The organism is Ruminococcus turbiniformis (genome assembly GCF_020687545.1).
GTDB classification, from domain to species: Bacteria; Bacillota; Clostridia; order Lachnospirales; family Lachnospiraceae; genus Mediterraneibacter; species Mediterraneibacter turbiniformis.
The window spans coordinates 1-2,132 of record NZ_JAJEQX010000081.1 but is presented as its reverse complement, the minus strand read 5'-3'; the positions used below and the strand labels follow the sequence as shown (position 1 = coordinate 2,132).

The following is a 2,132-nucleotide window of genomic DNA, read 5'->3' as shown; positions in this document are numbered from 1 at the left end:
GATCTGGCACCTTGGAGTGAAAAACTCCAATCTATCAAAAATCGCATGTGAATTATAGTGAATTACTCCAACTCGCAAAGGGCTGGGGTAATTTTGTATCTGACCGCATTAATATTTGGCGCTTACGGAATATCTGACACCGATGATATCAATTACTGCCCAAAATGCGGCGAAAAGATATATACCTGGAAAGGTAACGGAGAGGCGGTATGCGATGAGTGCGGTTTTCGGTTTGCAGTGATCGAATGCGAGGAAGAAGCAACGGAGGAGTGAATATTGAAGATGAGATATAATGGCATTACAGTATGTGTTTTGCCAGAAAATGCACATTGTAAGGCTGATACGTCATGCAGAAGCCCACTAGATCTTGATGAGTGCCCTTTGGAATATGAGGAATGTTCAGGAGACTGTTATTATTATAGCGAAGATGAGATAGGAAATGAGAAGGATAGCTGTGATTGATAGGAGGCAAGCAATGACACCGGAATTTGCAAAAGGACTTTTATCTAAATATAAGGGAGAAGGTTCCGTGATTTATCCGTTTTTAAAAGAAGAAATAAGTACATATGGGTATACAGATGAAGAACTCCCTTTTCCCGCAGAATTTCTCTTTTTGGAAGGTGATTACCTGAGATATTACCTGGATATCTTTGAGAGGAATATCCCCTGCCGTACAATCCTGGATATAGGCTGCCAATATGGATTCCAGTCCTATATATTTGAAGATTTCGATTATACTGGGGTAGATTGTATTCAGCACAAATGGTTCAGGGACAAGGGAAATTATATCCGTGGGTATTTCTGGGATCTGGACATCGATCTGAAGGACAAAATCGTAATATCCAATATGTCCCTTGGTTACTTTAATAATTGGGGGCATGGTATTACAGATGAAATGCTTGCGGAGATATTAAGCCAATGCAGATGGCTGTATATCGCTGCTACCCCGGAGCTGATGGCATTAGTTAAGCCATATTTCCGTACATGCAAATATTTTGAAACTGGTGAGTTTCCCAGAGCGTTTTTTGGGAAAGAGCCAGAACATCGGGAAGAAGCAAAAAGTGAAACAGTATGTTGAATCTCAGCCAACGCAGAAAAGGAAACGCGGGAGGCCCTATTCATCCCACACCAATCTCTGATGGATTGGAATGGGCTTCTGCGGCAAAGTGACAAAATTTTGCGAAAAAAGGCCGCCAAAAAGCAGCCTTTTCTTTATGGCATCAGTAGTCCACCTGGGTGTTCCATTCCGGGTTGTTGAGAATTTCTCTCGCCTTTTTGAGCACTATGGTGGCAAGATTCAGAACGCAAAATTCTGTACTCGTTATTATGGTTGCTCCTCCAACCTGATGGCGCAATTTTTCATGTCCGGTTTCCATGAGGATGATGCAGTCATCATCTGCAACACATTCCTGCAGTCCATCAAGGAACATGTCGTGAACTACTCCAAGCGACTTTTGTCGATTTGGAGCTTCAGGAGGCAAACTGCGCCTCCCGGGGCGGACACACGCCCCCTAACCCCTCATCGGGGCTTACTTTTCAGGCCGCCGCTTTTGCTGGCGGCCTGTTTCTCTTTTTGTAGGTATCGTCCCTGCTTTCCCATACCATGCGCAGCTGCATGCGTTTTTCCTGGCGGTAAAAATGGCGGACTTTCCCGACATCGCTTCGATGGCGTTGGTAATGTTTTACCGGGGGCTTCTGCTTTTTATGCAGGATCTGTTCTCCTGTAATAACAGAAACAGCGCTGCAGAGATATGCCATATCCACCCCGTCAAATGCATGAGGATATGCCTTCCGCAGAATGTTCCCTGCTCCGTTGATGTCAGCGTTGATGAACTTCCCTTCCCTTGATAGATACATACCGCGCTTCGCCCGCTGCCCGGAGAAAACAGCAGCACCTGTATCATCCTTTCCATAGACGGGGATTTCGTTCAGATCCAGAAGGCTTGCCTTACTGGTATAGCTTTCCTCCTGTTCTGCAACCGGCATCCCATACTGGCATCCCACCACTTTCAGGATGAACAGAAACCGTTCACAGGGAATCGTGACGAAGTTCTGGTTATTGGCCTTGCCGATGTTTATTCCCTGCTTCGTACCTATATTGTAGCCGACAACGATGACTTCAATCTGATGCT

General features: G+C 45.3%; 3 protein-coding genes and 1 pseudogene. 2 read left to right on the top strand and 2 right to left on the bottom strand.

Going from position 1 to position 2,132, the window contains the following annotated elements:
- The first annotated feature begins 276 nt into the window (after positions 1-276).
- Both LKD70_RS18385 and LKD70_RS18380 read left to right on the top strand, forming a co-directional pair.
- Positions 277-462, top strand: coding sequence for a hypothetical protein (locus LKD70_RS18385; RefSeq protein ID WP_227709301.1), 186 nt, complete (start codon positions 277-279; stop codon positions 460-462).
- Positions 463-475: 13 nt separating this feature from the next.
- Positions 476-1,078, top strand: coding sequence for a hypothetical protein (locus tag LKD70_RS18380; RefSeq protein ID WP_227709300.1), 603 nt, complete (start codon positions 476-478; stop codon positions 1,076-1,078).
- A gap of 142 nt (positions 1,079-1,220) precedes the next feature.
- Here LKD70_RS18380 and LKD70_RS18375 read toward each other — a convergent pair whose 3' ends face one another.
- Positions 1,221-1,481 (bottom strand): hypothetical protein, encoded by a 261-nt coding sequence (locus tag LKD70_RS18375; protein WP_227709299.1) that lies wholly within the window; start codon positions 1,479-1,481, stop codon positions 1,221-1,223.
- 55 nt (positions 1,482-1,536) lie between these two features.
- Positions 1,537-2,132, bottom strand: a pseudogene (locus LKD70_RS18370) (hypothetical protein); the annotation flags it as partial.

Excerpts from the sequence above, each read along its gene's own strand:
- LKD70_RS18380 (WP_227709300.1), top strand. The coding sequence starts at position 476 with ATGACACCGGAATTTGCAAAAGGACTTTTATCTAAATATAAGGGAGAA.